Annotated in this window: 11 protein-coding genes; 5 read left to right on the forward strand and 6 right to left on the reverse strand. The window is 41.9% G+C overall.

Features of this window, described 5'->3' with window-relative positions:
* Nucleotides 1–10: 10 nt before the first annotated feature.
* Genes G511_RS22805 through G511_RS22810 form a run of 3 tightly spaced genes read right to left on the reverse strand, consistent with a single transcriptional unit; the run spans nucleotide 11 to nucleotide 1,313 of the window.
* Nucleotides 11–355 carry a hypothetical protein gene (locus G511_RS22805; RefSeq protein WP_051222019.1) on the reverse strand — a complete coding sequence of 115 codons (345 nt, stop codon included), beginning with the start codon at nucleotides 353–355 and terminating at the stop codon, nucleotides 11–13.
* Entirely contained in the window at nucleotides 355–993 is a 639-nt protein-coding gene (locus G511_RS0112845) for an O-methyltransferase (protein WP_028469991.1), read from the reverse strand. Before G511_RS0112845 ends, G511_RS22805 begins: the two co-directional genes overlap by 1 nt.
* Nucleotides 993–1,313 (reverse strand): hypothetical protein, encoded by a 321-nt coding sequence (locus G511_RS22810; protein ID WP_051222021.1) that lies wholly within the window; start codon nucleotides 1,311–1,313, stop codon nucleotides 993–995. Before G511_RS22810 ends, G511_RS0112845 begins: the two co-directional genes overlap by 1 nt.
* A 155-nt stretch (nucleotides 1,314–1,468) precedes the next feature.
* On the opposite strand from G511_RS22810, the gene G511_RS0112855 reads away from it, so the two are divergent.
* The 3 genes from G511_RS0112855 to G511_RS0112865 all read left to right on the forward strand — a co-directional run bounded on the left by G511_RS0112855 (nucleotide 1,469) and on the right by G511_RS0112865 (nucleotide 4,219).
* Nucleotides 1,469–1,819 carry a hypothetical protein gene (locus tag G511_RS0112855; protein WP_028469992.1) on the forward strand — a complete coding sequence of 117 codons (351 nt, stop codon included), beginning with the start codon at nucleotides 1,469–1,471 and terminating at the stop codon, nucleotides 1,817–1,819.
* A gap of 5 nt (nucleotides 1,820–1,824) precedes the next feature.
* Nucleotides 1,825–3,210 carry a DNA recombination protein RmuC gene (locus G511_RS22815; protein WP_245574015.1) on the forward strand — a complete coding sequence of 462 codons (1,386 nt, stop codon included), beginning with the start codon at nucleotides 1,825–1,827 and terminating at the stop codon, nucleotides 3,208–3,210.
* A 307-nt stretch (nucleotides 3,211–3,517) separates the two neighbouring features.
* The gene (locus G511_RS0112865; protein ID WP_028469993.1) at nucleotides 3,518–4,219 is read left to right on the forward strand and encodes a PEP-CTERM sorting domain-containing protein; all 702 of its coding nucleotides are present in this window, start codon (nucleotides 3,518–3,520) and stop codon (nucleotides 4,217–4,219) included.
* Between the two features lie 52 nt (nucleotides 4,220–4,271).
* Here the strand turns inward: G511_RS0112865 and G511_RS0112870 are convergent, their stop codons facing one another.
* From G511_RS0112870 to pspA, 3 genes are read right to left on the reverse strand one after another with little or no spacing between them, the layout of a single operon-like run.
* Complete coding sequence (locus G511_RS0112870; RefSeq protein ID WP_028469994.1) at nucleotides 4,272–4,715, reverse strand: PspC domain-containing protein; 444 nt, start codon at nucleotides 4,713–4,715, stop codon at nucleotides 4,272–4,274.
* A gap of 9 nt (nucleotides 4,716–4,724) precedes the next feature.
* The gene (pspB, locus tag G511_RS0112875; RefSeq protein ID WP_028469995.1) at nucleotides 4,725–4,967 is read right to left on the reverse strand and encodes an envelope stress response membrane protein PspB; all 243 of its coding nucleotides are present in this window, start codon (nucleotides 4,965–4,967) and stop codon (nucleotides 4,725–4,727) included.
* Nucleotides 4,968–4,969: 2 nt separating this feature from the next.
* Nucleotides 4,970–5,641, reverse strand: coding sequence for a phage shock protein PspA (pspA, locus tag G511_RS0112880; RefSeq protein WP_028469996.1), 672 nt, complete (start codon nucleotides 5,639–5,641; stop codon nucleotides 4,970–4,972).
* Nucleotides 5,642–5,840: 199 nt separating this feature from the next.
* Between pspA and pspF the strand changes: the two genes are divergently transcribed.
* Nucleotides 5,841–6,887: a phage shock protein operon transcriptional activator gene (gene pspF / locus G511_RS22820; protein WP_051222023.1), complete on the forward strand. Its 1,047-nt coding sequence runs from the start codon at nucleotides 5,841–5,843 to the stop codon at nucleotides 6,885–6,887.
* 477 nt (nucleotides 6,888–7,364) lie between these two features.
* Nucleotides 7,365–8,060 (forward strand): cell division protein FtsA (gene ftsA / locus G511_RS0112890; RefSeq protein WP_028469997.1); only part of this gene is annotated, 696 nt, incomplete at its 3' end.

The following is an 8,060-nucleotide window of genomic DNA, read 5'->3' on the forward strand; positions in this document are numbered from 1 at the left end:
AACTAGCATGCTAGATGTTATCCAGCATAATATCGTCGAGACGAGCAACCGCTATTTTTATCATGAAAATAAGCTCCGAATAATTATCCGTATTCGCTTCAATATCTAAATCCCCCAAGCGATCCGCTATTTCATCCAAGGTTTCTCCTTGAGGGCTAATGTTGTTCTCCCTAAGTGACCAGTGCACCAGACCTGTTACTTCAGCTGCATTGCTTACATCATCTAGATTATCTAAGAATTGATCACGCTTTTTGCACAAAGTGGGCATGAGTGAATCATTATCATCAGTGCTTACATAGAGTCTAAGGAGCTCATCGGCCGTCGTTACTTTTTGAAGGTCTATGTGTTCACTCATTAGCGAATTTTCCTGACGATATTCAGGCCGTCTCGCACAGTAAGAAAAACATTTTCCATATCGGGGTCATCAGCAATTAAACGGTTTGTTTCTACTAGCGTATCGTCTATTTCTGATTCGGGTTGTAATACTTTTCCTGACCATAATACGTTATCTAAAATAATGAGTCCGCCTGGGCGCGTAAGCTCTTTTACTTTCAAGTAATAGTTAAGGTAGCTACGTTTATCAGCATCAATGAAGGTGAAATCCAGAGGGCCATCTAAAGTTTCTAGCGTATCCAGTGCTTTACCAAAGATGACATCGATTTTATCGCCATGCTCGCTGCGTTCAAAAAAAGTTTTTGCAAACTCTATAGCGCGAGGGTTGGTTTCACAGCAGATAAGTTTGCCATCAGCGGGCATGCCTTCGGCGATAGATAATGCTGAATAACCAGTAAACATACCAATTTCAAGAGCGCGTTTAGGCTGGTGGATGGCGCTTAGCATTTTAAGCGTACGGCCAACCAGTCTGCCGGATAGTTTTTGTGGCCAACCCATAGTTTCATTGGTGGCAGAGATTAGTTCTGTTAGCAGAGGTGGCTCTTCACTTGTATTGAGAAAAGCATAATCTTCAACGGCTTCGTTAACCAGGTACTCCATTAGTGCGGAATCTCTCTTAATAAGGCTTTGCTGGCCCAGCCGTTTATAGCTGCGCCAGAAATAGGGGTAAAAGTAAATTTGCAGAGAATAATATCACTTTCTACACAATGATTGATGCTTACTTGTGCACCCGCAGGAGCAAGTTGGCAACCCGTAGCGGGTTTATTGCCCACTCCATATAAGGCGTAATGAAGTAGCTGGCGATAATTTTTTTCAGAATCACATATTTGGTAGCCGCCTTCAGCGACTCTCCATTGATCTGCAAAAGCGGTTAACGAAAAGCTGAGTAAGGATGTTAAAACAACGGCTGTTTTAATCATGAGAAGCCTTAGCGGTTATCAGTTGGTAGCCATGGTAAACGTGAAGTCGCTATCTGCAAAGTTGTAGGAGTGATTAAACGCAGAGATGGGTAGGGTTAGCCGTGAAATTCCTCTACAATCACGGCTATCAACCCCTTTGAGTGGAGTAACGGCGCGTGGATCCTATTTTTACCTTTTTGATTACTGGTTTTGTTTCAATGTCTGCAGCATTAAGCGCGGGTGCAATTAATAAACTGCCAGACGAACAGAAAACAGGAAAGCTAGCTGAGCGTAATACCCAAGTTGCTATCATCATGGCAGGTAATTTAGCTGCGTTAGCAATGATTGGCGCGATGGCATTTGGTATGCTTAATTTAGTATGGTGGATTCCACTAGTCTGTTTGTTTATTTCTTTTCCTGTGGTACATATTTTGGTTATGCAACGCTTGATAGGTGATGTTAAAAACTTGATATTAATGACGCCATTGGTCATTGGCTCTATCGCGACTCTCTATTATTACTGGTAAGCACTGTGACTTTAGCGCAAATATTAGCTGGTTGGGATATGGCTAGCTCGCTAATAACAGCGTTGCTGGTCAGTGTGATCGCGTTACTCTTATCGCAACTTATGCGAGCAAAGTGGCAATATCAACGCGAGCAGTTAGAAAAGCGTTTGCATCAGCAGGAGCTAAAAGAGGTTCAGTATCAAGAGCGTTTATCTTACCTGTCTAAACTTGAAGATAAGGTTGATAACTTGGATTTTGATCGTTCTGATTTAAGAGAGCAGTTAGCTATTCGACAAGCTCAAGTAGCGGAGCTAGAGGCTAGGTTGCATGCTGATAGAGAGTCAGCTGAAGAGAAGCTTGTTTTGTTGACTGAGGCCAGAGATCAGCTTAAGCAAGAATTTCAAAACTTAGCAAACCAGATATTTGATGAAAAGTCTCAGCGCTTTTCTGAGTCTAGCCGTAAAGAGATGGGAATGTTGCTCACGCCTTTACGTGATCAGCTTGGTGACTTCAAGCGCCGTGTCGAAGATGTATATGATCGCGAAGCAAAAGACAGGCGTGCTCTGCATACAGAAATTAGCCAGCTTAAGCAGCTAAATGTTCAGATGAGCCAAGATGCAATCAACTTAACCCAAGCGCTTAAAGGCGAGAGTAAAACGCAGGGTAATTGGGGAGAGATTGTTCTTGAGCGCGTACTTGAAGAGTCTGGATTACGTAAAGGTCATGAGTACGAAGTGCAGGTCTCTTTAAAAGACCAGCAGCACCGTTATCAGCCCGATGTGATTGTCCACTTGCCTGATGGTAAAGACGTTATTATCGACTCTAAGGTGTCACTAACCGCTTACGAAAAATACTGCTCAAGCGATAACGAAGCACATAGATTGCATCACAGAAAAGCCCATGCTATTTCATTACAAAATCATGTGCGGGGTTTAGGTGACAAAGCCTATCAAAAACTAGAAGGGGTTCGCTCCTTAGATTTTGTGCTGATGTTTGTGCCCATTGAAGGCGCTTTTTTGTTGGCACTAGAGCATGACCCAGAACTTTTCCGGTTTGCTTTTGAGCGCAATATTATGCTGGTTAGCCCAACTACATTGCTAGTCACGTTACGTACCATCCAAAATATTTGGAGATACGAGCATCAAAGCCAAAATGCTCAAGAGATAGCTAAGCGTGGTGCCGACCTATACGACAAGTTCGTTGGTTTTGTTGAGTCTCTTGAAGATGTAGGAAAGCACCTTTCCCGCGCGCAACAAGCCTATGATGTTTCGTTTAACCGTTTGTCTTCGGGCAGAGGTAACCTGATTCAGCAGGCAGTGGCATTAAATAGTCTGGGTGTGAGTGGTAAAAAGGTGCTTTCTAAGCGTTTTACAGAAACTTCAGAAGCTCCACTTGGAAATGAGGAGCTTTAAAGCTCGTCAATATGAGCCGCTCTCCATGTTATGAGTTCACGCGTTAGTTGTTGTCTTTTGGGCTTTCAAAGAAAGCTAACAAATGTTTTATACTTCCGTTTTAAGCATATGTTTGATACAAATGTTTGTCTGGGTTGTTTGAAACTATCGCTGAACTAATTGCTTGTCAATAAATTTTACATCTATATTTTTTAAGATAATTATTTGTTTTCAATATCTTGAATGCTATAGCAATAATTTTTTTGGTTTGAGCTTTGCATGTGTTTATTTGTCTTCCGTTTTAATTCCTTTGAGAGGGAGTAAAATTATGAAATGGAACAAATATTTAAGCATGACCGTGTTGGCATCTGGTTTTTTGTTGTCATCAATGTCGGTTCAGGCAAATGTTTTAACTTATGATACTTGGACTACCAACTCTGGCGGTTCTCCTAATTACATCTTTACTGTAGATGATTCGACTGCGGGTAAGTTTAACTATAATTTAACAATTGACCCTTGGAATGCAGAAGCATTGGGCTTGTTTGTTGATTTTGGCAATGAAGATGTGGGTAACGCGGTGGCTGTAGGGTTTGTTGATACTACTGTCATTGTTCCTGGTGGTTCGGGGGCTAGTTTGTTTGCTACTGATACATCCTCGAATAACTGTGGGGGTGGTTGTAATCTTAGTGGTTTGAATCCATCGTTAATTGCTCCTGATGGTGAATGGGAGTTGGTATTTCGTTTGGGGGATCAGGGGTATCAAGGGCAGCAAACCTTTAGCTGGGTAACGAATAGTTTTGGTCTAGGTTTATCTGACTTTGGTTTGGTAGGTGTTCGTTCGCAGGTTTTCTGTAGTGGTACTGATTTACTTCCTGGTGATCAAAGTAGTTGCGGGGGGAGTGATAAATCGTATAGTTCTACACCCAATAGTCCTCCTAATAACAGTGTGCCAGAGCCGTCAACGCTCTTGTTATTTTGCTTCGGTCTTGTAGGCTTGGTCTATTCTCGCCGACAAGTGTTGAAAGTATAGAGAGCCTAGTATTTAGAGGCTCTCTATATTGGAGGCGATGAAAAATAGGTGGTTAGCTGCGACGCATTTCTCTATCAAAGTGAAACTTGCGTGAAGTAACGTGCTCTTCCATAGCGCGTATTCGCTTGTCTACCTTGGCCATTCTTGCACGTATTTCTTCAATACGGTTTGATGCTGATGCGCCGTAGTCAAACATCTTCTGCTTTAAATTGGGCTTTTGCTCGCTGTAGGCATGTGAAGCGAAGTTGCCTTCATGTGTGTTTTCTTTATGCGTCTTGCTTTCATAAGGTCTGCTTGATAGCAAGAACACAGCGGCTATATAAACCAGTACAGCAAAAGCACCGGTGAACATAAATAATAAAATGGTGCCTATTCTGACACCTGTAGCCGACCACTGCATATTTTCTGCAATGCCGCCGCACACTCCGGCAATCCAGCGTTTGCCTGTGCTGCGGTATAAGTCAATGTCATAACCTCGGTATTTAGCTGTGAACATACAGCCTCCTTAATCTACTGAATGACGAGTTTGCCAATCAGGTTGCTCTGCGTCGAGAATGGTTTCAAGGGTTTCAAGTCGGCTTTCAAGGCGTTCTACTTCCCCCATGGCAGCTTCCAGTGTTTGTTTATCTTCAGCCGAAAGCCCTTTGGAAGAGCGCCATCTGCTGACGTAGTGCAATACTAGCCAGAGAGGGAGCACCATGCCCAGAAAGATAACTGTCGGTACGAAAAAGAACACGAAGCTAGACATTATTAATCACCAGATTTGTTTTTGTTCATCTGAGCTTTAAGCTTTGCCATTGCTTGGTCAACTTTCTCGTTGCGTTCGAGATCTTCAATCTCGTTGGCAAGGTCCTTAGTGCCTAGGTCATAGCTTTCTACTTCAGCTTCCATATCATCCATCTTACGCTCATAACGTTCAAATTTATCAAACGCTTCATTTAGTTTGTCACGGTTAAAGCGACGTCTAATTTCCAAGCGTGACCGTGTGGTTTGTTCTCTAGCCAGTAGCGATTTTTGTTTAGCTTTAGCATCATCAAGTTTGTGTTGTAGTTGAGATATTTCGCTATTTAAGTCATTCAGGTGTTCTTCAATAGCATCAAGTTCTTGGTGTGCAATTTCTAAGGTTTCTGTAGCAGCAGCTTGCTCTGTCAGTGCTGCACGAGCAAGGTCTTCACGTTTCTTATTGAGAGCGAGTGTTGCTTTGCTTTCCCACTCATCAGCATCTTTTTGTAAAGCGATGGCTCTGCGCTCCAACATTTTCTTGTCAGCAATTACTTTGGCAGATGTAGTGCGGACTTCAATTAACGTTTCTTCCATTTCTTGAATCATCAAGCGAATCATCTTTTCTGGATCTTCAGCGCGATCTAATAGTGAATTGATGTTGGCGTTAATAATGTCCTGAAAGCGAGAAAAAATACCCATTACGGTTCTCCTGAGTCGTTCGTTATTCGCTTACTCGTTTTTTGAATGAGTGTGCGTACTTACTGGTAGCTATAGCGATTTTTGTGCCAGCTCATTAACCAATTGATTTTATTGGTATTTGTTGGATGTGGTTAATGTCTAATTATTTTATTATGACTATTTTAACTAAAATATAGCTTTTTTAGCTAAAATATAGTTCATGAGACTATCAAATAAAAAAGCAATGTTAGGTGAATCCCCTTTAATGCTGGATCTCTCTGACCAAATCTCCCGAATAGCACCGCTCAATAAGCCGGTGTTGGTATTAGGGGAGAGAGGTACAGGTAAGGAGCTCGTTGCAGAACGTATTCACTTTTTATCGAAGCGTTGGGACCAAAGCTTTCTTAAAATAAGTTGTGCTTCGATGAATGATAACTTGCTTGATTCTGATCTTTTTGGGCATGAGGTTGGAGCTTTTACCGGCGCTACAAAACGCCACTTAGGGCGTTTTGAGAGAGCAGAAGGTGGCACTCTTTTTCTTGATGAGGTGGCAACATGTTCAACTCAGGTACAAGAAAAGCTGTTGCGAATTGTTGAATATGGAGAGTATGAGCGCTTGGGCGGACAGCATACTTTGCAGGCAGACGTCCGTCTGGTTGCTGCAACGAATGCCGATTTACAAAAAATGTCTGAAAAAAATGAATTCCGGGCAGACTTATTAGACCGGTTGGCATTTGATGTTATCCATATTCCCCCCCTGAGATATCGCCAGGAGGATGTTTTAATTCTTGCTGAGAGTTTTGCTTTAAGCATGTGTTTTGAGCTTGAGCGACAGTACTTTTCTGGTTTTACCGAGAATGCAAAAAACCAGATGTTGGAGTATGGCTGGCCAGGCAACGTGAGGGAGTTGCGTAATGCTGTTGAGCGAACTGTTTACAGGCAAGAGTCTGCTGATGAGTCAATTAATGAGTTGGTTTTAGATCCTTTCAAAGCGAGTTGGCTGCAAACGAAGAAAAGCTTTTCCGATGGGGGGGCGCTTCCTGTTGAAGATGTTGCTGAGAGTGGTCTGTCAGATCAGGTTGAAGCGCTTGAGCAACAGCTTTTGTTAGATGCACTTAAAGCTACGCGTTTTAATCAAAAGCAAGCAGCTGAAAAATTAAATTTGACTTATCACCAGCTGAGGTCGCAATTGCGAAAACATAAAATGATTCCTTTAAAGAGCTTTCTTGATCGTCATCATTCAGGTATTGCGGCGGGTAAAAGGTAGGTTTTTCGAATGCTTTAAAATATAACGGGCATAAGTTTTATGCGAATTTAAAATCAATATGGAATTTTGATAATTGGTCGATATGTCGTAATTCGATTTTGATGTATTGTTTATAAGTCAATATTAAGTTTTGATTTATACTCTTTTTTCAATATTCGATATTGATTTTTGTTTATATCCACGTAAAAGTTTTATTGGGGGTGGATAATATTGAAAGCGGCAATATTTTGCACAGTGGTAATGGCTATCTGGTTGAAAAATAGAGAAATATCTAAAGAAAGGAAAATAACTGCCGAATAAGTATTGGTATATATTGGTGATTTTTTGTACATTATTAATTATTATCCAGTAATAGCAGTCGTTGCTGGATTTAAAAGATTATTGGCTTATAATTTGCTAATTAGAATTAAGCGCTTTAATAAACAGTACAAAACATTGATAGAATTTTAAATATTTTATTAATTAATGGTTAATTAAATGAATACTGATCACAACATGATCGTCGCACTGGATATCGGCACCTCTAAAGTGGTGTGCTTGGTAGCCGAGGTAATGCCAGATGGCCATATTGAGGTTGTCGGTATCGGCTCGCACCCATCGCGAGGACTAAAACGCGGTGTTGTGATTAATATCGAATCGACGGTGGGTTCTATTCAGCGTGCCGTTGAAGAAGCAGAGTTGATGGCCGGTTGTAAAATACACTCGGTAACTGTGGGTATTGCTGGTAGTCATATCAGTAGCTTGAACTCGCACGGGATTGTTGCCGTACGTGATCGCGAAGTGATGGATCATGATCTGGAGCGTGTCATTGATGCGGCCAGTGCTGTTGCTATTCCGGCTGATCAGAAAATCCTGCATATCTTGCCGCAGGAATACCTGATAGATAATCAGGAAGGTATTAAAGAACCCTTGGGTATGTCGGGTGTTCGCTTAGAAGCCAAAGTGCATTTGGTCACCGGTGCCATTAATGCTATCCAGAATATAGAAAAATGTGTCCGTCGTTGTGGCTTAGAAGTCGACGGCGTCGTGCTAGAGCAATTGGCCTCTAGTTATGCCGTATTGACCGAAGATGAAAAAGACCTTGGTGTCTGCATGGTGGATATCGGTGGCGGTACCACAGATATTGCTATTTTTACCGGCGGCTCTATTCGCCACACCGGTGTGATCCCTATT

This window comes from Neptunomonas japonica DSM 18939 (assembly GCF_000422765.1).
GTDB classification, from domain to species: domain Bacteria; phylum Pseudomonadota; class Gammaproteobacteria; order Pseudomonadales; family Balneatricaceae; genus Neptunomonas; species Neptunomonas japonica.